Source organism: Sphingomonas sp. Leaf357 (assembly GCF_001423845.1).
GTDB lineage: Bacteria > Pseudomonadota > Alphaproteobacteria > Sphingomonadales > Sphingomonadaceae > Sphingomonas.
Genome location: NZ_LMPM01000001.1, coordinates 354,040 through 377,676, shown reverse-complemented (window position 1 = coordinate 377,676; position 23,637 = coordinate 354,040). Strand labels below are relative to the sequence as shown.

At 67.0% G+C, this 23,637-nt stretch carries 22 protein-coding genes; 11 read left to right on the top strand and 11 right to left on the bottom strand.

Annotated elements, in window-relative coordinates; all coding sequences use genetic code 11:
- Positions 1-31: 31 nt before the first annotated feature.
- The 5 genes from ASG11_RS01765 to ASG11_RS01750 all read right to left on the bottom strand — a co-directional run bounded on the left by ASG11_RS01765 (position 32) and on the right by ASG11_RS01750 (position 3,016).
- Complete coding sequence (locus ASG11_RS01765) at positions 32-463, bottom strand: DUF1810 domain-containing protein (RefSeq protein WP_055774379.1); 432 nt, start codon at positions 461-463, stop codon at positions 32-34.
- Positions 460-1,095, bottom strand: coding sequence for a uracil-DNA glycosylase (gene ung / locus ASG11_RS01760; RefSeq protein WP_236697482.1), 636 nt, complete (start codon positions 1,093-1,095; stop codon positions 460-462). Before ung ends, ASG11_RS01765 begins: the two co-directional genes overlap by 4 nt.
- A gap of 78 nt (positions 1,096-1,173) precedes the next feature.
- On the bottom strand, positions 1,174-1,473 hold the full coding sequence (locus ASG11_RS01755) for an alkylphosphonate utilization protein (RefSeq protein WP_055774376.1): 300 nt from the start codon (positions 1,471-1,473) through the stop codon (positions 1,174-1,176).
- Positions 1,474-1,476: 3 nt separating this feature from the next.
- Positions 1,477-1,602 (bottom strand): hypothetical protein, encoded by a 126-nt coding sequence (locus ASG11_RS19350; protein WP_269083364.1) that lies wholly within the window; start codon positions 1,600-1,602, stop codon positions 1,477-1,479.
- Positions 1,603-1,996: 394 nt separating this feature from the next.
- Positions 1,997-3,016 (bottom strand): GGDEF domain-containing protein, encoded by a 1,020-nt coding sequence (locus ASG11_RS01750; protein ID WP_055774374.1) that lies wholly within the window; start codon positions 3,014-3,016, stop codon positions 1,997-1,999.
- A gap of 207 nt (positions 3,017-3,223) precedes the next feature.
- On the opposite strand from ASG11_RS01750, the gene hisN reads away from it, so the two are divergent.
- Entirely contained in the window at positions 3,224-4,006 is a 783-nt protein-coding gene (hisN, locus tag ASG11_RS01745) for a histidinol-phosphatase (RefSeq protein ID WP_055774372.1), read from the top strand.
- 7 nt (positions 4,007-4,013) lie between these two features.
- A complete protein-coding gene (locus ASG11_RS01740) occupies positions 4,014-4,406 on the top strand; it encodes a ribosomal maturation YjgA family protein (RefSeq protein ID WP_055774370.1) in 393 nt (130 codons plus the stop codon).
- Positions 4,407-4,519: 113 nt separating this feature from the next.
- Here ASG11_RS01740 and ASG11_RS01735 read toward each other — a convergent pair whose 3' ends face one another.
- Positions 4,520-6,649, bottom strand: a complete 2,130-nt coding sequence (locus tag ASG11_RS01735) for an AsmA family protein (protein WP_055774367.1) — start codon at positions 6,647-6,649, stop codon at positions 4,520-4,522.
- 160 nt (positions 6,650-6,809) lie between these two features.
- Between ASG11_RS01735 and rpmI the strand changes: the two genes are divergently transcribed.
- From rpmI to ASG11_RS01705, 6 genes are all read left to right on the top strand, one after another.
- Positions 6,810-7,013, top strand: a complete 204-nt coding sequence (gene rpmI / locus ASG11_RS01730; RefSeq protein WP_017977259.1) for a 50S ribosomal protein L35 — start codon at positions 6,810-6,812, stop codon at positions 7,011-7,013.
- Between the two features lie 13 nt (positions 7,014-7,026).
- The gene (gene rplT, locus ASG11_RS01725; RefSeq protein WP_055774364.1) at positions 7,027-7,392 is read left to right on the top strand and encodes a 50S ribosomal protein L20; all 366 of its coding nucleotides are present in this window, start codon (positions 7,027-7,029) and stop codon (positions 7,390-7,392) included.
- Positions 7,393-7,762: 370 nt separating this feature from the next.
- On the top strand, positions 7,763-8,848 hold the full coding sequence (pheS, locus tag ASG11_RS01720; protein ID WP_443024469.1) for a phenylalanine--tRNA ligase subunit alpha: 1,086 nt from the start codon (positions 7,763-7,765) through the stop codon (positions 8,846-8,848).
- 121 nt (positions 8,849-8,969) lie between these two features.
- Complete coding sequence (pheT, locus tag ASG11_RS01715; protein ID WP_055774362.1) at positions 8,970-11,366, top strand: phenylalanine--tRNA ligase subunit beta; 2,397 nt, start codon at positions 8,970-8,972, stop codon at positions 11,364-11,366.
- A 141-nt stretch (positions 11,367-11,507) separates the two neighbouring features.
- A complete protein-coding gene (locus ASG11_RS01710; RefSeq protein ID WP_055774360.1) occupies positions 11,508-12,389 on the top strand; it encodes an aldose 1-epimerase family protein in 882 nt (293 codons plus the stop codon).
- A 179-nt stretch (positions 12,390-12,568) separates the two neighbouring features.
- On the top strand, positions 12,569-14,140 hold the full coding sequence (locus tag ASG11_RS01705) for a peptide chain release factor 3 (RefSeq protein ID WP_055774357.1): 1,572 nt from the start codon (positions 12,569-12,571) through the stop codon (positions 14,138-14,140).
- 388 nt (positions 14,141-14,528) lie between these two features.
- On the opposite strand, the gene ASG11_RS01700 is transcribed toward ASG11_RS01705, so the two are convergent.
- Positions 14,529-15,797, bottom strand: coding sequence for a spinster family MFS transporter (locus ASG11_RS01700; protein WP_082472538.1), 1,269 nt, complete (start codon positions 15,795-15,797; stop codon positions 14,529-14,531).
- 78 nt (positions 15,798-15,875) lie between these two features.
- Complete coding sequence (locus tag ASG11_RS01695) at positions 15,876-18,248, bottom strand: TonB-dependent receptor (protein ID WP_055774355.1); 2,373 nt, start codon at positions 18,246-18,248, stop codon at positions 15,876-15,878.
- A 125-nt stretch (positions 18,249-18,373) separates the two neighbouring features.
- Here ASG11_RS01695 and ASG11_RS01690 point away from each other — a divergent pair, with 125 nt between their 5' ends.
- Positions 18,374-19,048 (top strand): TetR/AcrR family transcriptional regulator, encoded by a 675-nt coding sequence (locus tag ASG11_RS01690; RefSeq protein ID WP_055774352.1) that lies wholly within the window; start codon positions 18,374-18,376, stop codon positions 19,046-19,048.
- Position 19,049: 1 nt separating this feature from the next.
- Here the strand turns inward: ASG11_RS01690 and ASG11_RS01685 are convergent, their stop codons facing one another.
- Both ASG11_RS01685 and ASG11_RS01680 read right to left on the bottom strand, forming a co-directional pair.
- Positions 19,050-19,574 (bottom strand): YceD family protein, encoded by a 525-nt coding sequence (locus ASG11_RS01685; RefSeq protein ID WP_055774349.1) that lies wholly within the window; start codon positions 19,572-19,574, stop codon positions 19,050-19,052.
- Positions 19,571-20,077: a ubiquinol-cytochrome C chaperone family protein gene (locus tag ASG11_RS01680; protein WP_055774347.1), complete on the bottom strand. Its 507-nt coding sequence runs from the start codon at positions 20,075-20,077 to the stop codon at positions 19,571-19,573. The genes ASG11_RS01685 and ASG11_RS01680 overlap by 4 nt, the downstream gene beginning before the upstream one ends.
- Before the next feature lie 111 nt (positions 20,078-20,188).
- Here ASG11_RS01680 and ASG11_RS01675 point away from each other — a divergent pair, with 111 nt between their 5' ends.
- Together ASG11_RS01675 and ASG11_RS01670 are read left to right on the top strand one after the other, a co-directional pair.
- A complete protein-coding gene (locus ASG11_RS01675) occupies positions 20,189-20,671 on the top strand; it encodes an outer membrane protein assembly factor BamE (protein WP_082472537.1) in 483 nt (160 codons plus the stop codon).
- A gap of 125 nt (positions 20,672-20,796) precedes the next feature.
- Entirely contained in the window at positions 20,797-21,312 is a 516-nt protein-coding gene (locus ASG11_RS01670) for a DUF1090 family protein (protein ID WP_055780035.1), read from the top strand.
- Positions 21,313-21,368: 56 nt separating this feature from the next.
- On the opposite strand, the gene pbpC is transcribed toward ASG11_RS01670, so the two are convergent.
- Positions 21,369-23,495 carry a penicillin-binding protein 1C gene (pbpC, locus tag ASG11_RS01665; protein ID WP_055774341.1) on the bottom strand — a complete coding sequence of 709 codons (2,127 nt, stop codon included), beginning with the start codon at positions 23,493-23,495 and terminating at the stop codon, positions 21,369-21,371.
- Positions 23,496-23,637: the final 142 nt, after the last annotated feature.

The window sequence follows — 23,637 nt, the reverse complement described above, 5'->3', positions numbered from 1 at the left end:
AGACCAACGTGCGCCCGCGCACTTCGCTCCGCTAACGCCCGATCAGCCGCAACGTGGCCGCATCGCGGGCGCCGTCGAACAGGGCGTCGAGGCAGGCGGCGAACACCGGTCCCCCGCCCGCCGCCCCGACCCCTGCGGCCTCGAACAGCGTACAGCTCGATCGCAATTTCATCGCATCGATCCCGCCGAGCATCGCCTCGGCCGATCGCCGCCCCGCCCAGCCGGTCACCGCCTGCACGCTGCGCTCCAGCCGCGCGGCAAGCAACGGATGAGCCAGATAGTCGCGCGCCTCGTCCAGGTCGCGGATCGCGAAGTGCCGCGCGGTCGGCGACTGGCCGAGGCCAGCGATCTGCGGAAACACGAACCACATCCAGTGGCTCGTCTTGTGCCCGGCGCGCAATTCGGCCAGCGCCTGGTCGTAGACGCCACGCTGCGCCTCGACGAAGCGATCGAGCCCGCTCATCGCGTCGCCGGCGGCAGGGCCCAGTCGATCGCCCCGCGGCCATGCGCCTCGAGAAAGGCATTGGCTTGGGAGAAAGGCCGGCTGCCGAAGAACCCGTTATGCGCCGACAGTGGCGAGGGGTGCGCCGCCTTCAGCACCAGATGCCGTCCGCCGCTTGCCACGTCGTCGATCAGCGCCGCCTTCTTCTGGGCGTGCGCGCCCCACAGCATGAACACCACCGCCTCGGCCTTGGCGTTGACCGCCGCGATCACCTTGTCGGTGAAGCGCTCCCACCCCCTGTCGCGGTGCGACGCGGCCAGCCCCATCTCGACCGTCAGCACGGTGTTGAGCAGCAGCACGCCCTGCTCGGCCCAGTGTTCGAGAACGCCGTGAGCGGCGCGCGGCACGCCCAGATCGGCCTCGATCTCCTTGTAGATGTTGACGAGGCTCGGCGGCGTCCGCACCTCCGGCCGCACCGAGAAGCACAGGCCATGCGCCTGCCCCTCGCCATGATAGGGATCCTGCCCGAGGATCACGACGCGCACCTGGTCGAGCGGCGTCAGGTCGAGCGCCCGGAACCAGTCGGCCGGCGGCGGAAAGATGCGCTTGCCGGCCGCACGCTCGGCGGCGAGGAAGTTCTTCAGCGCGGCCATGTACGGCTGGTCGAATTCGCCCCGCAGCGGCGCGAGCCAGCTTTCGGGCAACCGGATCTCGACCGATCCCGTCACCACTCAGCGTTTCTTGACGAATTCGGCGCGCAGCACGAGGCCCTTGATGCCCTCGTACCGGCAATCGATTTCCTGCGCGTCGCCGGTAAGCCGGATCGACTTGATCAGCGTGCCGCGCTTCAGCGTCTGCCCCGCTCCCTTGACGGTCAGGTCCTTGATCAACGTCACCTGGTCGCCATCGGCCAGCACGTTGCCGACCGCATCGCGGACGATCACGCCGTCGTCCGTGGGGATGCCGGCATCGGCGGCGCTGATCCACTCGCCGCTCGCCTCGTCATAGACGAAGCTGTCGTCGTCGCTCACTGGTCAGCTCTTTATGGTGACCATGTCGACGGCCTTGTTCTTGGTGGAGCTGTTGGCGGCGATCGCCTTGACCTTTTCGGCCTTGGGCTTGCGCACTTCCTTGTTCGATTTCTTCTGGCTCTTGGCCATGTCATCGTCCTCGCCGGGCGTCATGCCCGGGGCCGATATAGACCGATCCGGCACGAGAAGCGCGCGGATTCGGACAAAGGGGGCCGGCGGCCCCTTCCGATCATGCGATCGGAAGGACGGGAACGGCGGCGCTGATCATCACGGCGGCGACGAATACGGCGGCGACGAGCGAAACGGCGACGCGCTGGGCGGCTTCGAAATGGAACGACATGGTGGTTACTCCCTAGCTTGGCGGCGGTCCGGACCATCCGTCCGCCGATGCCAGAAACTTTGCAGGGAGCGTGCCAATTCGATAAGTATTTGTAATCGCTACATTCCGAAAGTTCGACGCGCCGCGCATGTGAAACCGCACCAAATCAGGCGGGATTTTCCACCAGATGTTGGCGTGAAGCCATCAGCCGATCTGAAGCTGGTTCCGCCCGGCGTGCTTGGCCGCATAGAGCAGCTTGTCCGCCCGCCCGAACACGGTGCCCAGCGACTCGCCTTCCGCCCCCTGGGTCAGCCCGGCGGAGAAGGTCACCGCACCCAGCGGCTCGTCCGATTCGCGCAGGCGATAGCGTTTCGCCGCCACCGTGATGCGCGCGCCCTCCAGCGTGGCGAGCGCGGTAGCGCGGTCGGTGCCGGTGAACAGGATGGCGAATTCCTCGCCGCCATAACGTGCGACCATATGGCCGGAACAGGCGGTCGACAGCGCCTCGGCGATCGCCTTCAGCACGCGGTCGCCCACCGCATGACCGAAGCGGTCGTTCACCGACTTGAAGTGGTCGACGTCGCACACCGCGACGCACAAGGCCGCGCCGTTCGCGCTCTGCGTCTTGAACGCTTCCTCGAACGCGCGGCGGTTGGGCAGGTCGGTCAGCGGATCGCGCCGGGCATTGTCGCGCGCCTCTTCCAGCTTGGCGCGAAGCTCGCTCGCCTCGTGCGTCGCCGCCTCCAGCCGGCTTTCCGCGCTGCGCACGCGGTCGAGCATCGCGCCGGTCAGCCGCACGACCTCGTCGGTGCCGAGGCCGGTATCCCTCATCGCATCCGCGCTGGCGGCGAGATCGCGGCCGAAATCCTCGGTTTCGATCCGCATCGCCTGCACCATGTCGGTGAAGCCCTCGACCTGCATCTGGGTCTGCGCGACCAGCCCGTCGCTCTTGGCCCGCGCCGCCTGCTGGCTCGCCGCGTCCATCGCGACGGCGCCGCCCAGTTTCTCGATATCCGCCCGCGACAGCCGCACGCCGCCATCGGTCAGTTTCGCCACGGTCTGCCCGAACGGGCCCTGCGCCTCGGTCATCACCCGGTAGGCGAAGGCGTAATGTTGCGGGTCTGGGCTCAGGCGCTGCTCCCACAGGAACTCGCCGATGCGCGCGAACAGGTCGTCCTTCGCCTTGCCCGTCTCGGCCTTGTAGAGTGCGTTCCCCGTCTTCATCACGCCCCCCAGCGATCGATCGGATCGCTACGCCCGTTGTGGATGTAGCGCAACCTGCTGCCCTTTCTTGCCCTCATTATAGAACCGAACCGCTAATAACCGGTGTGCGACGCCACCGGATCGGTTCGTTTCCCCGGTCCGTCCATGTTCGCGATCGCCGCGACGACGGGGCTGGCGACGCGGCGGCGGCCCGGCTAGGCAAAGCGGATGCGCAGTTCCAGCCCCGAAATCGCCTTTGCCGGCCAGCTCGCCGATGCCGCCGGCGTCGCGATCCGCCCCTATTTCCGCAGCGCTCATGGCCTGGAGGCGAAGGAAGACGCTTCGCCCGTCACGCTCGCCGACCGCGCGGCGGAGGCGGCGATGCGCGCGCTGATCGAGAAGGCGTACCCGCACGATGCGATCATCGGCGAGGAATATGGCGTGAAGGAGGGGACGTCCGGCCGTGCCTGGGTGCTCGATCCGATCGACGGCACGCGCGCCTTCATCTCCGGCCGCCCGATCTTCGGCACGCTGATCGCCTTGATGGTCGAGGGCTGGTCGATGCTCGGCGTGATCGATCAGCCGATCTTGGGCGAGCGCTGGGTCGGCGTCGTCGGCCAGCCGACCCTGTTCAACGGCAAGCCCGCCGCCACGCGGCGCTGCCCCGATCTCGCCAAGGCCCTGCTCGGCACCACCTCGCCCGCCGCGTTCGACGACAGCCAGTTGCACGCGTTCGAACATCTCGACAGCGCGGTGATGAGCACGGTGCTCGGCGGCGACTGCTACAATTACGGCTGCGTCGCCAGCGGCTGGCTCGATATCGTGGTCGAGGCGAATTTGAAGATCCACGATTTCGCGGCACTCGCCCCGGTGATCGAGGGCGCGGGCGGCCGCGTCTGCGACTGGGCCGGCGATCCGCTCACCGCCGACAGCGTGGGCGAGGTCATCGCCTCGGGCGATCCGGCGCGCGTCGAGGAGATCATCGAGGCACTCGCCTGTCGCGGCCATTGATCGGCGGATGAACAGTCGGCGTCTGGTCTACGGTTGCGCGACGCTCGCCCTGTTCGCGATCGAGGTGCTGATCGCACGCTACGTTCATGATGGGCTGATCCGCCCCTATGCCGGGGACAGCATCGTCGTCGTCCTGCTCTACGCCGCGCTCCGCACCATGACGCCACTCGATGTCCGCGCCGCGATCGGCGTCGCCTTCGCCGTCGCCTGCGCGGTGGAGGTCGGCCAATATGTCCATCTCGTCGACCGTCTCGGCCTTGGCCATAGCGCGCTCGCCCGCACGGTGCTCGGCACGAGCTTCGAGGTGAGGGACTTCATCGCTTACGCGATCGGCGCGCTGATCGTGCTGGCGGCGGAACGATTGTGGCGTGTCCATACAACAACCCCCCGTTCGCCCTGAGCCGGTCGAACGGCATGTCCCAAGTGCGAGTTACGTTCATGGCACGGGCTTCGACAAGCTCAGCACGAACGGAGAGTGGTTAAAGGTCGTGCGGGGAGCCCGAAGCCGTGCCCTCAAAAAATTCCCAGGATCTTCTTCCGCTCGCCTTTGTCTTCCACCTTGGCCGTACCGGTCCCCACATCGTCGCGCGGCTTGCCCTTCACGGTGCGCTGCTGCGCCGCCGTCGCGCCGGCCAGCACCGGGCCGCACGCCGCCGCCTTCGCGTCCCCCACATCGACGAACGCCAGCACCGCGCCGATCGGCGTCGCCACCAGCCCGAGGCCGAGGCCGACCCCCGCACGGGTCAGCAGTTGCGGGCTGATCGGGTTGATCGCCGGCGCCGCGAAATAGCCGCCCAGCCCGACCGGCGACTGGCCGGAGAACAGGCTGAACTTCTTGCCGTCGGCGCGGAACGCGAGGTCCAGCGCCTCGGTGCGGAAGCTGAACCCGCCGCGCCCGGCGATCACGTTCTTCTCGGTATCAATCAGGATCGGGTCCGCCGCCGCGATGCCGTTGCGCACCGTAAACGCGATCGCACCGCAATTGATCGTCACCGGCTTCTTCAGTTTGTCCTGGATCAGCTTCTGCACGAACGTGCCGATGTCCAGTTCGGCCAGCTGCACGTTGCGCGTCCAGAACGTCCCCTGCGGCATCGTGAACGCGATCCGCCCGTTCGCGGAGCTGAGCGAATCGTGCACCGTGTCGCCGTCGCCGGCCAGCTGGACGCGACCCTTGATCGTCCCCGTCGTGCCGGCCTCCGCCACGCCGAACCCGGCGAGCAACCGGCCCATCGGCGTCGAGGCGAGGCGGATGTCGTAGGTCGTGTGCGCCGGGCGGCGGCGCGTATCGATCGTCACGTCGGCGGCGACGTCGCCACGCGACATCGTCATCGTCAGCGGCGACAGGGTCAGCACCTGATCCTTCAGCTTCAGTGTCAGCGCGATGTTCGAGATCGGCACGTTCTTCGACCGTACGATCCCGACGCGCCAGTTCAGGTCGGCGTCGAACGCCTTCATCGCCTCGATGTTCAGCGGCGCGTCGGGCATCACCCGCGCCGGCGCCGCGCCGGTCGCGGCGGCGGCGGCGACCGCGCCCTTGGTCGCGACGATATCGGGATTGTAGCCGATGAACGGCGCGACATCGATGATATCCAGCCGCCGCGTGGTCAGCGCCGCGTCGATATGCACCTTGGGCTCGGTCTGGCTGACCGTGAAGCGCCCGGCGATGTCGCTGTCGCCGAACCGCCCGGTCAGCCCGGTAAAGGTGTAGTCGATCCCGCTTTTCACCAGTTGCGCGTTCAGCCGGTAGGCGCGGGTCGCGGGGGTCACGACGCCGATGATGCCGAGCAGTTCGGCGACATTGCGTCCCCGTGCCTCGACCTTCAACGGCACGTCCTCGATCTCGGCGATGCTGGGCAGCGTGCCGGTCACGTCGATCCGGTTGTGCGCGGCGAAGGCGCGCAGCAGCAACTGGTTCTTGCCCCGCGCCACGGTCGCGTCCGGCGACATCAACGCGCCGGAAAGCCGGAACGGTGTCGCCCGGACCGTGCCCGTGCCGGTGAAGTGCACCGCATCGCCGATTCGTGCGTCGCGCGACGTGATCGTCTCGAACTTCAGGTCGGTTTCCAGCCGCAACCGCGAATCGAGATAACGCAGCGTCGTGCCCGCCACGGTCGCCCGGCCGATGATCGGAAACTCCAGCCGCTTGCCGCCCTTTTTCTCGCCGAACGTCCAGGTGTTGCGGTCGTGCGCGGCATTCCATTCCAGGTCGATCGCGGCATCGCTCAGGTCCAGCCAGCGCATCCGTCGCTTGCCGAAGATCAGCGACAGCGGTGCGATCCGAGTATCGATCCGCTTGGCGTCGAACAGGTTCGGCCGCGTCGCCCAGGCGGGGTTGGAGATCGTGATTCCCTCGGCCAGGAACTTGATGTCGAGCGGCGCGAAATACAGCTGGAAATCACCACGCACGGTAACGGTGCGATCGGTCAGCCTGCCCACCACGCGTTCGAAGGTCGATTTCAGGAACCGTCCCTTGGTGACGAACAGGATCACCCACACCGCCGCGATCAGCGCGAGCAGGCCCAGCAGGATACGTCGCAGCCAGCCGAGCGGAGTCGCGCCGCGATAGCGCCGCCTGTACCAGCGCGGCGCGGGCGGCGCGGGGGCGGCTGGCGGGGTCGTTGCGATCTCGGGTTCATCGGCCATCCGCGTGCAAGCGCGCCGCGACGGCGAATCGTTCCGCCGGGTTGCATTTGCCCGACCCTGCGGCTATGCGCCCCGACTTCTCCGCGAGTAAGAGGAATGGTCCGGCCGGTATGGGCTGCCGTGGCTATTCATAAGCGCCCGCGATTTTGAAAGGACGAAAATGCCCAAACTGAAGACGAAGAGCGGCGTCAAGAAACGCTTCAAGCTCACCGCCAGCGGCCTGCTGAAGCACGGCGTCGCCGGCAAGCGCCACCGCCTGATCAGCCACAACAGCAAGTATATCCGCCAGAACCGCGGCACCAAGGTGCTGTCGAAGGCCGATACGGCCACCGTAAAGGCGTGGGCGCCTTACGGGCTCAAGTAAGGGGATATAGGACATGGCACGCGTAAAACGGGGTGTAACCACCCACGCAAAGCACAAGCGGATCCTCGGCCAGGCCAAGGGCTATTATGGCCGCCGCAAGAACACCATCCGCATCGCGCGGCAGGCGGTCGAAAAGGCCGGCCAGTACGCGTATCGCGATCGCAAGGTTAAGAAGCGCTCGTTCCGCGCGCTCTGGATCCAGCGCATCAACGCCGCCGTCCGCATGGAAGGCCTGACCTACGGCACGTTCATGCACGGCCTGAAGCTCGCGAACATCGATCTCGACCGCAAGGTCCTGGCCGACATCGCGATGCACGAAGGTGCCGCATTTAGCGCCATCATCGCGCAGGCGAAGGCGGCTCTGCCCCAGGCCGCCTGAGGCGACCTGCCGCGAGCAGCGAGATTTGGGGCGTCGGTGGTTTCCCACCGGCGCCCTTTTCTTTATCGCTTTCCTCGTCATTCCCGCGAAGGCGGGAATCCATGTCGGAGGAGCGAGACAAGCAGGATGACGTGGTTTTGACTTGCATCCCTTTTGCCGTTCGTTTCGAGCGAAGTCGAGAAACCCTAGCCTTGCACGCGCGGCTTGTTTCTCGACTTCGCTCGAAACGAACGGGACGACGTAAATTCATCGGGTTCCGATGAGGCGCCAACCGCGCGGCTGTATGCGCGCCAGCGGCAAGCACACATTATGGATCCCCGCCTGCGCGGGGATGACGGAGTAGCCAGTGATCCCAGATCCATCGACCGATATCGACCAGCTCAAGACGGACCTCATCGCGGGCATCACCGCCGCCGGCGGCCTCGACGCACTGGAGGCGTGCCGCGTCCACGCGCTGGGCAAGGCCGGCGTCGTCACCGCTTTGCTCAAGACGTTGGGCGGCATGTCGCCCGACGAACGCCTGACGCAGGGTCCGCGCATCCAGGGTCTGCGCGAAGCCGTCACCACCGCCATCGCCGAGCGCAAAGCCACGTTGGAGCGCGCCGATCTCGATGCGCGCCTGGCCCGCGAGACGCTCGACATGACGCTGCCCGCGGACGCCGTGCCCGCCGGTACGATCCACCCGGTCAGCCAGGTGATGGACGAACTGGCCGAGATCTTCGCCGATCTCGGCTTCGCGGTCGCCACCGGCCCGGAGATCGAGGACGACTGGCACAATTTCAGCGCGCTCAACATTCCCGAGACGCATCCTGCACGCGCGATGCAGGACACTTTCTATCTCGCCGGCGATCACGAACCGCCGATGGTGCTGCGCACCCACACCTCGCCGGTGCAGATCCGCACGATGGTCGATGTCGCACGCCGCACGCAAAAGGCCGGCGAGCCGATCCGCATCATCGCGCCCGGCCGCGTCTATCGCTCCGATTGGGACGCCACGCACACCCCGATGTTCCACCAGATCGAGGGCCTGGTGATCGACAAGGGCATCACGCTCGGCCATCTGAAATGGACGCTGGAAACCTTCCTGCGCGCCTTTTTCGAGCGCGACGACGTCGTCCTGCGCCTGCGCCCGAGCTATTTCCCGTTCACCGAACCCAGCGCCGAGGTCGATGTCGGCTTCAGCCTCGCAAAGGGCAAGCGCGTCATCGGCGGCAGCGACGGCTGGATGGAAGTGCTGGGCAGCGGCATGGTCCACCGCAAGGTGATCGAGGCATGCGATCTCGATCCGAACGAATGGCAGGGCTTCGCCTTCGGCTGCGGCATCGATCGCCTCGCCATGCTGAAATACGGCATCGACGATCTGCGCCCCGTGTTCGAAAGCGATATCCGCTGGCTGAAGCATTACGGGTTCTCCGCGCTCGACGTACCCACGCTCAGCGGTGGGGTGGGCGCGTGACCACGGCTCGTCACCCCGGCGCAGGCCGGGGTCTCCCCGTTGGCGCACGCAACGCCCGCCTCACAAAGACCCCAGCCTGCGCTGGGGTGACGATCATTTTGCATGTGACGGATATTCGGTCATGAAGTTCACCCTCGACTGGCTCCGCCAGCATCTCGACACCAATGCCTCGCTCGACGCGATCGTCGAAACGCTGACCCGCATCGGCCTCGAAGTCGAAGGCGTCGAGAATCCGGGCGAGAAGCTGGCCGCGTTCAAGGTGGCGAAGATCCTCACCGCCGAACGCCATCCCCAGGCCGACAAACTGCAAGTCCTGTCGGTCGATGCCGGGGACGGCCCGATGCAGGTCGTCTGCGGCGCGCCAAACGCCCGCGCCGGGCTCGTCGGCGTGTTCGGCGCGCCGGGGGCCTATGTCCCGGGCAGCGACATCACGCTGAAGGTCGCCGAGATCCGCGGCGTCGTGTCGAACGGCATGATGTGCTCCACGCGCGAACTCGAACTCGGCGAGGATCACGACGGCATCATCGAACTCCCCGCCGACGCCCCCGTCGGCACGGCCTATCCCGACTATGCCGGCCTGAACGATCCGGTGATCGACGTCAGCATCACGCCCAACAAGCAGGATTGCATGGGCGTGCGCGGCATCGCGCGCGATCTGGCGGCCACCGGCATCGGCACGCTGAAGCCGCTGGCCGAGGCCTATCGCGTCGACGCGATCCAGCCGGTCGCCGGCGAGGGCCCCGGCCCGGACGTGCGCACCGACGATCCCGAAGGCTGCCCGGCCTTCTACGCGCAATCCGTCAGCGGCGTCGTCAACGGTGCCGCGCCGGCCTGGATGGCGCGCTATCTCACCGCGATCGGGCAGAAGCCGATCTCGGTGCTGGTCGACATCACCAATTTCGTCTCGGTCGATCTCGGTCGCCCGCTGCACGTCTATGATCGCGCCAAGCTCAGCGGTGGCCTCGTCGCGCGCAAGGCGGTCGCCGGCGAACAGGTGCTGGCGCTCAACGGCAAGACCTACACGCTCGATCCGACGATGACCGTCATCGCCGACGACGCCCATGTGCACGATATCGGCGGGATCATGGGCGGCGAGGAATCCGGCGTATCGGATGCGACCACCGACGTGCTGATCGAATGCGCCTTCTTCGATCCCGACGCGATCGCCCGTACCGGCCAGAAACTCGCGCTCACCAGCGATGCGCGGCAGCGCTTCGAACGCGGCGTCGATCCCGCCTTCCTCAAGGACGGTCTGGCCATCGCCACGCGCCTCGTACTCGATCATTGCGGCGGCACCGCGAGCGGAGTCACGCGCGCCGGCACGCCGCCGACGGACCAGCGCACCGTCTCCTATGATCCGTCGCTGGCCGAAACCCTGGGTGGCCTCGCCATCGCGTCCGATCGGCAGCAGGCGATCCTCGAAAGCCTCGGCTTCACCGTCGATGGCAACTGGCAGGTCACCGTCCCGACCTGGCGTCGCGACGTCGACGGCCCGGCCGATCTGGTCGAGGAAGTGATCCGTATCGAAGGCATCGACAAGGTGCCGTCGATCCCGCTTGCCCGCCTGCCCGGCGTCGCCAAGCCTACCGCCACGCCCGAACAGAAGCTCGAACGCCGCGCCCGCCGCGCCGCCGCCGCGCGCGGTCTCGATGAAGCCGTGACGTGGAGCTTTCTGTCCGACACGCAGGCCGCTCCGTTCGGTGGCGGGGCCTGGACGCTCGCCAATCCGATCAGCGAGGAATTGAAGGTCATGCGCCCGTCGCTGCTGCCGGGTCTGCTCGCGGCGGCGGAACGCAATCTCAAGCGCGGCGCGACCAGCGTCCGCCTGTTCGAGATCGGCCGCCGCTATCTCGCCGACAAGGAGCGCGCGACGTTGGGCGTCGTCCTCGCCGGATCGTCCCGCCCGCGCGGCTGGCGCGGCGGCAAGGCGGCGGCATTCGACGCGTTCGACGCCAAGGGCGAGGCGCTGGCCCTGCTCGCCGCCGCCGGAGCACCGGTGGAGAACCTGCAGGTGATGGGCGAAGCTGGCGACGCCTGGCACCCCGGCCAGTCCGGCACGCTCCGCCTCGGCCCGAAGACGGTGCTGGCCGCCTTCGGCATGGTCCACCCCAGCGTGCTGAAGGCGTTCGACCTCGACGGCCCGGTCGCCGCGGTCGAACTCTATCTCGATGCGCTTCCTGCGAAACGCGCGCCATTGAAGGAAGGGGGGGGCTTCATGCGCCCGGCCTACACGCCGCCCGCGCTGCAATCGGTGACGCGCGACTTCGCCTTCGTCGTCCCCGCCGATCTCGCCGCCGATGCTCTCGTCCGCGCGATCAAGGGGGCCGACAAGACGAATATCGTCGCGGCCCGCCTGTTCGACGTCTTCACCGGTGCCGGCATGGAGGGCAAGAAGAGCCTCGCCGTCGAGATCACGCTCCAGCCGACCGCGAAGAGCTTCACCGACGAGGAGTTGAAGGCGGTCTCCGATAAGGTCGTCGCCGCGGCGGTCAAGCTGGGGGCGACGTTGCGGGGCTGATTCCAACTCTCCGAGGCTGCTTCCCGGCGAAGGCCGGGGCCCGGTCGGAAAGGTGGATATGATCGGGCGCAGCAGCCGTTTCCTTCTGCATCGCGACTGGACCCCGGCCTTCGCCGGGGAAGCACATTTTAGGCCATGCCCATGACTGAACCCAACCTCATCACGATCAAATCCCCCAAGCTCACCGCCGGGATCAACTATCATGGCGCCGAACTCACCTCGCTCACCGACAGGTCCGGCAAGCAGTTGATGACGGACGCCGATCCGGCTTTCTGGACCGGCCACGCCCCCATCCTGTTCCCGATCGTCGGTGCGCTCAGCGGCAACACGCTGCGGGTCGACGGCAAGAGCTACAGGATGGACAAGCACGGCTTCGCCCGCCGCAGCGATTTCGAGGTGATCGAGCATCAGGCGCATCACGTCGTCCTGCGCCTCACCGACAGCGACGCGACCCGCAAGAGCTACCCCTTCGCCTTCGCGCTCGACCTGAAATACGCGCTGGAAGGCGCGACGCTGACGATCACCGCGACGATCGCCAATCGCGGCGACGTGCCGCTGCCCGCCAGTTTCGGCTTCCACCCGGCCTTCGCCTGGCCGCTGCCGTACGGCGAGCAGCGCGACAAGCATCGCATCCTGTTCGGCCGGCAGGAGCCGGGAGCGCTCGAGACGATCGCCGCCGACGGCACGATCGCGCCCGACACCCGCGAGAGCCCGCTCGACGGCCGCACGCTGCGCCTGCGCGACGATCTGTTCGTCGACGATGCGCTGATCTGGGATCCGGTCGCTTCGCAGGCCGTCACCTATGGCGCGTTCGGCGCCCCCACGCTCGACATCGCCTTCCCCGATACGCCCAGACTCGGCATCTGGACCAAGCCCGGCGCCGCGTTCGTCTGCGTCGAACCCTGGCACGGCATCGCCGACCCGCAAGGCTATGCCGGCGAATTCCGCGACAAGCCCGGCGTGTTCGAGGTGCCGGTCGGCGGCGAGAAGATTATCACGATGAGCGTGACGCTCACCGTCTGACGGTGACCGTTGCCCTCAATAACCGCAATCGTCACCCCGGCGCAGGCCGGGGTCTTTGTGGGGATGGCACCCGCCCGCCAACCGGCAGGCCCCAGCCTGCGCTGGGGTGACGGATGTGCGGGGGTGTGAAGGATGCGCGCCGGGGTGACGAACGCGGCCAGGATCGATAGGGGAGCGCAATGTCCCAGATATCCGACCGCCGCACCTTCGCGATCATCTCCCATCCCGATGCCGGCAAGACCACGCTGACCGAGAAACTGCTCTATTTCGGCGGCGCGATCCATCTCGCCGGCGAGGTCAAGGCGCGCGGGGCGAACCGCCGCGCCCGTTCCGACTGGATGAAGATCGAACAGCAGCGCGGCATCTCGGTCACCTCCTCGGTGATGACGTTCGAAAAGGACGGCCTCACCTTCAACCTGCTCGACACGCCGGGCCACGAGGATTTCAGCGAGGACACCTATCGTACGCTGACCGCCGTCGATTCCGCGGTGATGGTGATCGACGCGGCGCGCGGCATCGAGGCGCAGACGCGCAAATTGTTCGAGGTCTGCCGCCTGCGTTCGGTGCCGATCATCACCTTCGTCAACAAGGTCGATCGCGAGGGCCGGCCCCCGTTCGAGCTGCTCGACGAGATCGCCGACATGCTGCAGCTCGACGTGTGCCCGATGAGCTGGCCGGTCGGCATGGGCAGCGATTTCGAGGGCGTCTACGATCTCCACGCCAATGCGCTCAGCCAGCCCGAGGGGCCGAGCCGCGAATTCATGGGCAAGGCGATCCAGTTCACCGGCATGGACGACCCGAGGCTCGCCGCGACGATCTCCGCCCCCGGCCTCGCCACGCTCAAGGACGAATCCGAACTGGCGATGGGCGGCTATGCCGCGTTCGATGTCGAGGCGTACCGTGCGGGCGATCTGACCCCGGTCTATTTCGGTTCCGCGCTCAAGGATTTCGGCGTGGCGGAACTGATCGCCGCGCTCGGCCGGCACGCGCCGGGGCCGCGCCCGCAGCCCGCCGAACCGGCCCCCGTCACGCCCGACCGGCCCGACGTCACCGGCTTCATCTTCAAGGTCCAGGCGAACATGGACCCCAACCACCGCGATCGCATCGCCTTCATGCGGCTGTGTTCCGGCACGTTCAAGCGCGGCATGAAGCTGACGCCGACCGGTCACGGCAAGCCGATCGCGATCCACTCGCCGATCCTGTTCTTCGCGCAGAACCGCGAACTCGCCGACGAGGCGTTTCCCGGCGACATCATCGGCATCCCCAATCACGGCACGCTGCGCGTCGGCGATACGATGAGCGAGCGTGCCGACGTGCGCTTCACCGGCCTGCCCAATTTCGCCCCCGAAATCCTGCGCCGCGTGGCGCTGAAGGATCCGACCAAGACCAAGCAGTTGCGCAAGGCGCTCGACGACATGGCCGAGGAAGGCGTGACCCAGGTCTTCTATCCGGAGATCGGATCGAACCTGATCATCGGCGTCGTCGGCCAGCTGCAGCTGGAGGTTCTGCTGTCGCGTCTCGATGCCGAGTACAAGGTCGACGCCGGGCTGGAAATGGCCCCGTACGACACCGCGCGTTGGGTGACGGCGGAAGACCCCGCCGACCTGAAGGCGTTCACCGATCTCAACCGCTCGTCGCTGGCCAAGGATCGCGACGGCAACCCGGTCTACATGGCCAAGACCGCGTGGGACGTCGGCTATGTCGCGGATCGCTATCCGAAGGTGAAGTTCGCCGCGACGCGCGAGCGCTAGAGGCGAACGACTTCACCTTTCCCCTTCGTTTCGAACCCCGCCCGTTTCAGGCCCCGTTCGTTTCGAGCGCAGTCGAGAAACCGCGACCGGGCGTGGCGAGGCTGTTTCTCGACTACGCTCGAAACGAACGGAGAAAGTGCGATTCACTCAACAGATTCCTGCGCCATGCTCGCTTTCGATCAATGTCACCCCCGTTCGCGCCGAGCCGTCGAAGCGCATTCCCCGAACACGCCCGTACACCGCAATCGCTCGCTTGCAATGTTGGGTTTTGTCTGAAAACCTCGCCGACGATCTTTCTCATTGCGATCGATGCTCGCTACGTTCGGATCGGGCGCGCAGACACATATCGCGTGAACTTGTGTGAACTTCGGGCCGGCGGCGGCCGGTATCAGGCGGCCGGTTCGTCCACCCAATCCTTGCGCAACGGCTTCACCGCGACGAATGCTAGGATCGTCGCCAGCACGTAGAAGCACGCCACCACGACGGCGGAATAGCGCAGCGCCTCGGTCCCGAACCGCGCCGTCAGCCCGTCCGACAGCGCGCCGATCGCGAACGATCCCACGCCCAGCCCGATCAGGTTGTTGATCAGCAGGAAGCTGGCCGAGGCGGTGGCGCGCATGTGCGGCGGCACCAGATGCTGCACGGCGGTGGTCAGCGGCCCGAGCCACAGGATGTTGAGCGCGTTGGGGATCACGAACAGGAACCAGGCCAGCACCGGGGATGGCGACAGGAAGCCGGCGACGAACAGCGGCGCGGTGATCATCCACGCGAAGGCCGGGATCTTGGCATAGGTGCCGCGATCGGCCTTGCCCATCCGGTCGGCCAGCACGCCGCCCAGGAACACGCCGCTCGCACCACCCACCAGCAACAGCGATGCGAAATACAAGGCGGTGGTCTGCAGGTCGAAGCCGTAGGACCGGATCATCAGCGACGGCACCCAGAAGGCGAGGCCATAGCCCGCCAGGCTGCTCATCGACGCGGCGAACGCCATCAGCCAGAAGCTCGGCTTCTTCGCCAGGATCGCGAACACCGCGCTCACCGGCGCCCGGCCGACCGGGGCCGCGACCCGAACCGGATCGCGCACCAGCCAGCGGAAGATCGGCGCGATGATCAGGCCCGCCACGCCGACCGCGACGAACGCCGCGCGCCAGTCGATATAGGTCGCGATGAACGCGCCGAGCAACGTGCCCATCGCCAGCCCGATCGGGATGCCCATCGAATAGATGCCGAGCGCCCGGGCGCGGCGTTCCGGCGGGAAGTAATCCGCGATCAGCGCGTAGGACGGCGCGACGCCGCCCGCTTCGCCCACACCCACGCCGAGCCGGAACAGGAACAATTGCCAGAAGCCCGTGGCCGCGCCGCACAAGGCGGTGAACAGGCTCCACACGCTGAGGCTGACGGTGATCACCCAGCTCCGGCTGGTCCGGTCGGCGATCAGCGCCAGCGGAATGGCGAGCGTCGAATAGAGGATGGCGAACGCCGTGCCGCCGAGCAGCCCCATCTGCGTATCGCTCAGATGCAGGTCGGCCTTGATCGGCTGCACCAGGATGCCGAGGATCTGCCGGTCGAGGAAATTGAAGGTGTAGACGAGCAGCAGCATCGCCAGCACCAATGCGGGGGAGCGCGACCGTCCGGTCGCTGCACGCGTCGCCATCATCTCTCTCCCACAACACTTGACCGGACGCTCGTACCGCGTCGAGCGTCCGGTTCCATCCCCTAAACGACGTTCCGGTCGTCAGAACTTCGCGGTGAAGGTCGCGAACACCTGGCGCGGATTGCCGTAGAAGGCGGTGGCGATGCCCTCCTTGCCCAGGGTCGGCGTGTAACCGCCGGTGCCGGTCAGGATCGGCGTGCCCGCCACGTTGACGTTGATGTACTGATAGCCGCCGGTCTTGTAGCGCTTGTCGGTCAGATTCTTGCCGTGCACGCCGATCGAATAGCGGCCTTCGCTGCCGATCGCATAGGTCAGGTGCGCGTCGAACAAGGTGTAGCCGGGCTGGTCGAGGAACGGGCTGGCCAATTCGAACTGATGCGTCAGGCTGCGGTAGGAGGCGACGCCCGATGCGGTCAGCAGGCCGCCCGCCACCGGCGCGGCGGCGCTCAGCGTGCCCGAGACGGTCCATTTCGGCGTGTTCTGAAACACGCGGAACTGCGCGATGTTGCTCGGTGCGGCACCCGCCGTCACGCTGCCCAGAAACGTCTTGTACTTGGCATCGAGATAGCCGAGCGTGCCGTTGAACGTGACGTGCGATCCGGTGCCGGCGAAATCGCGGGCCAGTACGGCGGTGGTTTCCGCCTCCACGCCCTTGATCGTCGCCTTCGCGGCGTTGGTGGTGATGCCGCAGAAGCTGGCCACGCCGCCCACGGTGCACCCCGACGAGCCGGGTACCTGAACGTCGTCATAGTTCGAATAGAAGCCGTCGAGTGCCAGCGTCAGGCGGCGGTCGAGCAGCGACCCCTTATAGCCGATCTCGTAGCTCTTCACCGTCTCCGGATCGAACGACAGATAATCGTAGACCGACTGGTACGATGCGCTGTTGGGGGCCTGCGTCGCCGAACCGCGCGGATCGAACCCGCCGCCCTTGAAGCCCTCCGAATAGGACGCGTACAGCATGTGGTCGGGGGTCGGCTTGAAGCTCAGCGAGGCGCGCGGCGTGAAGCGCTTGAAATTGGCCTCGCCGCGGAAGTTGGTCGCCGGCGCGCCGAACGGGATCGGGTTGCCGCCGAATTCCGCGCTCGCCCCGTTCAGCGGTCCGCCGAGATAGTTCTGCTTGAACACGAACGACTTGCGCTGGTCCCAGGTGTAGCGGCCGCCGAGCGACAGGCTGATCTGCCGGGTGAAGTCGTAGGAGAAATCGCCGTAGATCGAGCTCGTCTCGGTCTTCACGTCGCCGGCGGTGTTGCCGTTCAGATTGGCGAGCGTGGTGTTCAGCAACACGTCGAACCGGGTCGATGCCTCGGCCCCCAGGTAATAATAGCCGATCAGTCCGTTCAGCTTGTCGCTGTTGTACAGCAGCTGGAATTCCTGGCTGGTCTGATTGTTGCGATACACCGCCGGCACGTCGACATCGACCAAAGGCGTCGAATCGAAATCGATCGGCGTGAACGAGCGGTCGGCACGATACGCGCTGATGCTGCGGAACGTGACGTGATCGGTCAGTTGCGCCGTTACCGACATGGATCCGCCACCGGCCTTGATGTCCTGCTTGGGGAAGTTCAGCCCGGCATTCGTATCGAACACGTTGTTCAGCACCGGCGTGCCGCTCACCAGCCCGGGGATCAGCCGATGGCCGTTGCGCGGGTTCGACGTGTCGTGCGTGTAATCGCCGGTCAGGCGCACGAACAGGCGGGTGTCGGGCGAGGTGAATTCGATCGTGCCGCGTGCCGCCCAGATGCTCTTGTTGTAATTGTCGATGCCGAGGTTGAGGTTGCGTCCGAACCCGTCGCGCGTCAGCCGAGCGCCCGAGACGCCGATGCGGAGCATGTCGCCGATTGGGGTGGAGGCGCTGATCACGCCGTCGGCCTGGTTGTACGATCCGTACGAGCCCTTCAGGTTCGCCTCGAAATGGTCGGGCAGCTTGCGCGTCACGTATTTCACCGCGCCGCCGATCGTGTTGCGGCCGTACAGGGTGCCCTGCGGCCCGCGCAGGATCTCGATCCGCTCGACATCGTAGATATCGAGCACCGCGGCCTGCGGGCGGTTGAGATAGACGTCGTCGAGATAGATGCCGATGCCAGATTCGAACCCGGGCACCGGATCCTGCTGGCCGACGCCGCGAATGAACGCGGCCAGCGTGGAATTGGTGCCGCGTGCGCTCTTCAGCGTGGTGTTGGGGGTGATGTTCTGCAGGTCGGTCAGATCGACCGCGCCGGCCGCCTCCAGCTTCGCCGCGCTGAACGCGGTGACCGCGATCGGCACGGTGAGCAAGGTCTCCTGCCGACGGCGCGCGGTGACGACGATATCGGCGCTGTCGTCCTGCACCGTCTCGTCCGCCGCTTGCGCGGTCGCGGCCGGCGTCGCGTCCTGCGCAAAAGCGGGCGTGGCGATGACGGCGGCGAACGCGACACTGGCGTTCAGGAACGTGCGCGTGGATACCGTGCGTGACATGGTGATGATCCCCTCCTTGGCGCCTGCATCATGCCCCCGGTCGAAGCCGGGTTGTGCGCCGTGTGGAGCCGCTATAATGAAACATGAACCAGGTTTCAACTTGGGCGATGCGGGGAGGTGAAATAATGACGCAGCAGCGTGTCCAATCGGCAACGCCGCCCGCTGGAGCAGCGTCGGAGGGGTCCCCGCGCGAACATGCCGATGCCGCCAGCGCCGGCAAGACGCCGCGCACCGAACGCGGGCGCAAGACGATGCGCGCGATTCTGGATGCCGCCGCGCTGGAATTCGGCGAACGCGGTTTTCACGAGGCGTCGATCAGCGGCATAACCCGCCGCGCCGGCGTCGCCCTGGGCAGTTTCTATACCTATTTCGATTCGAAGGACGCGGTGTTCCGCGCGCTGGTACGCGACATGTCGGATCAGGTGCGCGATCACGTCGCGCCGGGTATTCGCGCCGCGCCCAACCAACTGGCGGCCGAACATGCCGGCCTGCGCGATTTCATCGCTTTCGTCCGCGGCCACAAGGAATTGTACCGCATCATCGACGAGGCGGAATTCGTCGATCCCGACAGCTTCCGCCTGCATTACGCCACCACCGCGGATCGCATTGCCGCCCGGTTGAAAGCAGCGGCGGCGCGCGGCGAGGTGCGTGCCGACGTGTCGGAAGTACATGCCTGGGCACTGATGGGGATCAACGTCTTTCTCGGCCTGCGCTACGGCGTGTGGGAGCAGGATCGGTCACCGGCGGAGGTGGCGGACGTAATCGCGGATCTCCTGGCGACCGGCATCGCCCCGCGCTGACTCACTTCTTCTCCAGCAGTCCCTTCAGTCCGGCGAGCGCGCCCAGCGGTTTCACCTCGTCCTCGGCCACCACCCCCGCCGCCTTCAATGCCGCCTCGGCATTCGGCCCGCGCGGGAAGGGATCGAGCGCCAGCGCGACCGTCTCCGCCGCCGCCTCGCCCAGATCGACCGCCGATCCGGTATAGAACATCGTATCGAGCGCATCCTCGGACAGTTCGATCTCCTCGTCGTCCACCGCATCCTCCTCGATGAAACGCAGCGCGACGTCTTCGCTGATCTCGACCGGGATCGGGTCGTCCGTCACCGAACAGGCCTGCACCACCGACGCCGATACGGTGCCGCGCGCGACGATCCCGGCGGCCTCGGCCCGCACCCTGAAGCTGGCCGTCAGAAGGTCGAGCGACAGCAAGCCGAACCGCGTCGCCAGCGCTGCGCGTTCGGTCGCATCGGCAGTGATCTCCACCACGCGCTCGCCCGCGCCGAACGTGTCGATCCGCTCGGGGCGGGAAAATTCCGGGGCGATCATGGCAGGCGCCCTTCGGCCAGGTCGGCGATCGGCGTCGCGTCGAGCTTCGCCCGGAACGCCAGCAGCCCGTCACGCACATGCGCCAGTGCGGCGGGGGCCGGCGCCGCGCCGCGATACAGGTTGCGCACCAGCGCCGCGTCGATCCCGTCCCCGGCCAGACCCGCGCGATACGCGCCCAGCCGCCCGCCGAGCATCCCCATCATCTTGCCGATATGCTTGCCGACCACGACGTCCCCGATGCCGATCTCGCGCAACTGCCCGTCCATGTCGTCCACGAACCGCTCGGTCAGCACGGCGGAGGTCGCCGCGCCCTCCGGCTCCTGTTCCAGCCGCAGCACCACGAAGCCCAGGATCGCGGCGATCATGTCGAATCGCCCGTCCACGCTGTCCGGCACCTGCCCGTCCAGATACCAATGCGGGGCGCGCGCACGCGCCACCACCGCGGTGTAGAGCGGCAGCGCCTCCTCGCTTTTGCGCCCCAGAATCTTCGCCAACCAGCCCATGTATGCTCCGTGCCCCGCGCTTGCCCTTGTTTGGCCGCGATCCCCGGCATATTGAGGCGATCGCCTGCCGGTGCAATGTGTAGTGTCGCGACGGGCCTTGGAGATTGTTCGATGAGCGTCACGAAAATCCGGCTGATGACGATCGCCGCCCTCGGGCTTGCGGCCATCGCCGCCGGGGGCTGCACGCCGCTCAAGTCGCATCAGGGCTATATCATCGACGTCGATCTGGTGAATTCGGTGCAGATTGGGGTCGATAACCGTGCCTCGGTGCTGCAGACGCTGGGCAAGCCGACCTTCACCAGCCAGTTCAACCAGGGCGACTGGTATTATATCTCGCGCGATTCGCGGAATTTCGCCTACAACAATCCCAAGGCGAAGACGCAGGTGACGTTGCGCATCTCGTTCAGCCCGTCGGGCACGGTCACGTCGATCTCCAAGGGCGGCGTCGAGCAGGTCGCCTCGATCAACCCCTGGGGCAAGACCACCCCCACCCTCGGGCGCCATCGCGGATTCTTCGACGAATTGTTCGGCAATATCGGCACGGTCGGCGCGATCGGCGGCGGGCAGGGCGGCGGCGATCGCGACACGCCGTGAAGTCGGGCGCAACCCTTACAATTTGCTGACCAACGCGTTCGCATACCGTTCAGTGCTGCGACTCCATAGATCCGGATATCGGCGGTTCCCCCCGATCTGCCGCCGGACAAGAAATGGAGTTCATCATGCGTAAACTGATCATCACCGCATTGATCGCCGCCACGGCATTCCCCGCCGTAGCCGGCGCGCAATCCAACGGCGAAATCCGCCGCGACCGGCGCGACGTGCGCCAGGAGCAGCGCGAGTTGAACGATGCGTATCGCCGTGGCGACCGCCACGACATTCGCGAACAGCGCCGCGACGTGCGCGAGGCGCGGCAGGAATTGCGCGAAGACGTGCGCGACCGTCGTGACGACCGCCGCAACTGGGGCCGCAACGATTGGCGCGGTTACCGCGACAGCAATCGGGGCCTCTACGCCCGCGGTAACTGGAACGCGCCGTTCCGCTATACCGCGTTTCGCAGCGGGATCCGCATCGCACCGAACTATTACGGCTCGCGTTACTACATCGCCGATCCGTGGCGCTATCGTCTGCCCAATCCGGGCTGGAACCAGCGCTGGATCCGCCATTACAACGACGTGCTGCTGGTCGATACGCGGCGCGGCATCGTGATCGACGTGATCCGCAACTTCTATTGGTAATTGCTCGGTAGAAAACTGGCCCGGGCGGAGCGATCCGTCCGGGCTTTTTTGCGCGATCAGCGCACGGTGAACATCACCTGATCCACCACGCGCCCGGCGACATCGATCAGCCGCAACAGATGCCGGCCCGGCCCGGCCAGGATCAGCGGCTTGCCGTCCGCCGCGCCGAGATCGCGCCGGTCGAGCATCAGCCGATGCGCCGTCACCTCGCCCGACACGCCGATCGCCAGCCGCTGCCGCGCGATCGGGATATCGGGGTCGAGCGCGTAGACGCTGCCCGACACCGGATTGACGATGCGCGGGCGGCGCGATTCGGGCGGCGCGGCGGCGATCTGGGCCTGCCCGGTGCCGGCGAGGAAATATTCGCGACGTGGCCGTTCGAGCGCCGAACCGAACGATATCGCCCGCTGCTCGATCCCGTCCGGCCGCTTCGGTGCCTGCCCGGCGCGGCCTGCGTGCAGCGCGAGCATCAGGTCGCGCCACACCGGTGCCGCGCCGCTCGTGCCGGAGACGGCACGCATCGGATCGCCCTCGAGATTTCCGACCCATACCGCGACGGTGTAGCGATCCGAGAAACCGATGCACCAATTGTCGCGCATCGCCTTGGACGTGCCGGTCTTCACCGCCGCCCAGAACGGCAGGCGCAATGCGCTGTCCGGCCCGAAGGTCTGCGCCCGCGCATCGGGATCGGCGATCATGTCCGCCACCAGCCACGCCGCCTGGGGGCTGGTGATGCGGCGCGGCAGCGGGCGGGGATCGTCGCGCGTCAGCCGGAGCGGAGTCCATCCGCCGCCATTGGCGAGGGCGCGGTACGCATCGGCCTGTTCCAGCAGCGTCACTTCGGCCGAGCCGAGCGCGAGCGAGAAGCCGTAATATTGCCCGTCCTCGACCAGGCCACGATAGCCCGAATCCCACAGGCGGTCGCGAAACGGCTCGACGCCGACCAGCAGCAGCGTGCGCACGGCCGGCACGTTGAGCGATCCGGCCAGCGCGCTTCGAGCGGACACCGGCCCCTTGAAGGCGTGGTCGTAATTCTGCGGCACGTACAAGCCGGAGGCGGTGTCGAGCTGCACCGGCGAGTCTTCGAGGATCGAGGCTGGGGTGAGATAGCCCTTCTCGATCGCCTGCGCGTAGAGGAACGGCTTCAGCGTCGATCCGGCCTGGCGATAGCTGTTCGCACCGTCCACTGCGGCGGCGGTCGATGCGCCACCGATCCCGCCGACATAGGCGAGCACGTCGCCGCTGGCATTGTCGACGACGACCACCGCCCCGTCGCGCGCGCGGGCACCGCCCAGCCCCTGCAACTGGCGGCGCAGCGCGATGATCGCCGCGCGCTGGATGGTCGCGTCCAGCGTGGTCGTCACCTTCAATCCTGCCTTGGTCAGCAGGCGCTGGCTGAGATGCGGGGCCAGCCCCGGATCGAGCGCGAGGCTGCGCGCCGGGCCGAGCATCGATGCCGCCTCGCCGGCGAAGCGCGAGCAATCCGCCTCGTGCGATGCCTTGCGTGATAGGGCGCAGGCCCGCCGAGCGACGGCGGCGGATGCGGCCTGCGGCTCCGGCAGCAACGCCGCCAGCAGCACCGCATCGTCGCGCGACAAGGCATCCGGCGTCTTGCCGAACAGGCCGAGCGCCGCCGCGCCGATCCCCTGCGCCTCCCCGCGAAACCCGGCGAGGTTGAGATAGGCTTCGAGAATCTGGTCCTTGCTCCACTGGTTCTCGAGCCCCCAGCCGGCGCGCAACTGGCGCACCTTGTCCCAGATCCCGCGCGCGCCCGGCGCGGCGAGTTCGGGCGCGAGAAAGCCGGCGACCTGCATCGACAGCGTGCTCGCGCCGCGATGCTGCCGCCCCCGGACGCGATCGCGCAGCGCCCCGAGCAAGGCCAGGCTATCGACGCCAGAATGGCTGTAGAAGCGCCGGTCCTCGGCCGCGACGATCGTCTCGCGCGTGACAGAGGAGACGGCGTCGAGCGGCGTCCAGGCCAGTCGACGCGCGGCGAAATCGACCCGCGCCGAATCGATCAACTGGCCGTGGCGATCGTAGAGCCACGCTTCGGAGGGATGCCAGGCGGCGCGCGTCCGGGCGTAATCGGGGAGGGGCGGCGGCAGGGTGGCATAATCGACGCCGGCGAAAGTGAGGATGATCAGGGTCAGTCCGAGAAGCGTGACTCCTTGTCGGGTAAACATCCTCTCCCAAACCCGTTCGTGCTGAGCCTGTCGAAGCACGTGCCGCAAGCGCAGCGCTTGGGACACGCCCTTCGACAGGCTCAGGGCGAACGGGTGTTTTGGGATTAGCTTGACCACCTCACCGCTGCGCCAACCCCCACCG

What these genes read in the sequence shown, in the direction of transcription:
- ASG11_RS01765 (WP_055774379.1), bottom strand. Translation starts at nt 463, where the DNA reads ATGAGCGGGCTCGATCGCTTCGTCGAGGCGCAGCGTGGCGTCTACGAC.
- ung (WP_236697482.1), bottom strand. Translation starts at nt 1,095, where the DNA reads ATGGCCGCGCTGAAGAACTTCCTCGCCGCCGAGCGTGCGGCCGGCAAG.
- ASG11_RS19350 (WP_269083364.1), bottom strand. Translation starts at nt 1,602, where the DNA reads ATGGCCAAGAGCCAGAAGAAATCGAACAAGGAAGTGCGCAAGCCCAAG.
- ASG11_RS01750 (WP_055774374.1), bottom strand. Translation starts at nt 3,016, where the DNA reads ATGAAGACGGGGAACGCACTCTACAAGGCCGAGACGGGCAAGGCGAAG.
- hisN (WP_055774372.1), top strand. Translation starts at nt 3,224, where the DNA reads ATGCGCAGTTCCAGCCCCGAAATCGCCTTTGCCGGCCAGCTCGCCGAT.
- ASG11_RS01740 (WP_055774370.1), top strand. Translation starts at nt 4,014, where the DNA reads ATGAACAGTCGGCGTCTGGTCTACGGTTGCGCGACGCTCGCCCTGTTC.
- ASG11_RS01735 (WP_055774367.1), bottom strand. Translation starts at nt 6,649, where the DNA reads ATGGCCGATGAACCCGAGATCGCAACGACCCCGCCAGCCGCCCCCGCG.
- rpmI (WP_017977259.1), top strand. Translation starts at nt 6,810, where the DNA reads ATGCCCAAACTGAAGACGAAGAGCGGCGTCAAGAAACGCTTCAAGCTC.
- rplT (WP_055774364.1), top strand. Translation starts at nt 7,027, where the DNA reads ATGGCACGCGTAAAACGGGGTGTAACCACCCACGCAAAGCACAAGCGG.
- pheT (WP_055774362.1), top strand. Translation starts at nt 8,970, where the DNA reads ATGAAGTTCACCCTCGACTGGCTCCGCCAGCATCTCGACACCAATGCC.
- ASG11_RS01710 (WP_055774360.1), top strand. Translation starts at nt 11,508, where the DNA reads ATGACTGAACCCAACCTCATCACGATCAAATCCCCCAAGCTCACCGCC.
- ASG11_RS01705 (WP_055774357.1), top strand. Translation starts at nt 12,569, where the DNA reads ATGTCCCAGATATCCGACCGCCGCACCTTCGCGATCATCTCCCATCCC.
- ASG11_RS01700 (WP_082472538.1), bottom strand. Translation starts at nt 15,797, where the DNA reads ATGATGGCGACGCGTGCAGCGACCGGACGGTCGCGCTCCCCCGCATTG.
- ASG11_RS01695 (WP_055774355.1), bottom strand. Translation starts at nt 18,248, where the DNA reads ATGTCACGCACGGTATCCACGCGCACGTTCCTGAACGCCAGTGTCGCG.
- ASG11_RS01690 (WP_055774352.1), top strand. Translation starts at nt 18,374, where the DNA reads ATGACGCAGCAGCGTGTCCAATCGGCAACGCCGCCCGCTGGAGCAGCG.
- ASG11_RS01685 (WP_055774349.1), bottom strand. Translation starts at nt 19,574, where the DNA reads ATGATCGCCCCGGAATTTTCCCGCCCCGAGCGGATCGACACGTTCGGC.
- ASG11_RS01680 (WP_055774347.1), bottom strand. Translation starts at nt 20,077, where the DNA reads ATGGGCTGGTTGGCGAAGATTCTGGGGCGCAAAAGCGAGGAGGCGCTG.
- ASG11_RS01675 (WP_082472537.1), top strand. Translation starts at nt 20,189, where the DNA reads ATGAGCGTCACGAAAATCCGGCTGATGACGATCGCCGCCCTCGGGCTT.
- ASG11_RS01670 (WP_055780035.1), top strand. Translation starts at nt 20,797, where the DNA reads ATGCGTAAACTGATCATCACCGCATTGATCGCCGCCACGGCATTCCCC.
- pbpC (WP_055774341.1), bottom strand. Translation starts at nt 23,495, where the DNA reads ATGTTTACCCGACAAGGAGTCACGCTTCTCGGACTGACCCTGATCATC.